The following is a 411-nucleotide window of genomic DNA, read 5'->3' on the forward strand; positions in this document are numbered from 1 at the left end:
AGCAGCTCCCTGGTGTTTATCAACCGAACGTCTTCTGAATTCCGCTGGTACGGCGAGTCGGGATATTTCTGCTATACGCTGACGTTCAAAGCGGCTGGGCTGGAGGTGCTCGTTGCCTATGGCGGATTGGCAGTATTTTTCTATAGGTAGTATCTGGTCTTCACTGGATGAATAGATGACGCGTACGGTTCCAGCATAAGTACCTCTGGACTTATGTTGAATCAGACAGTGATAAGCGTGGTCATCGAATTCGTCAGTTTCTAAACCGGACTGTCGTGGTTCTTCAAACTTCAGTTCATCACAGTACACGCCGTGTCTGATTTTGAAGCTCTCATTTTTAAGAGCTTCAGTTTCTGCAAAACATGGCCTCAGATAGTACGAAAAATGAGAGGCAATGCTTTTGGCATGTCT

General features: G+C 46.2%; 1 protein-coding gene. It reads right to left on the reverse strand.

Going from position 1 to position 411, the window contains the following annotated elements; genetic code table 11:
• Positions 1-396: PEP-CTERM/exosortase system-associated acyltransferase (locus tag J0A66_RS21840; protein ID WP_338143940.1), on the reverse strand; the 396-nt coding region annotated here is incomplete at its 3' end.
• Between the last annotated feature and the right edge of the window lie 15 nt (positions 397-411).

The organism is Bowmanella dokdonensis, assembly GCF_017254865.1.
Classification (GTDB): domain Bacteria; phylum Pseudomonadota; class Gammaproteobacteria; order Enterobacterales; family Alteromonadaceae; genus Bowmanella; species Bowmanella dokdonensis.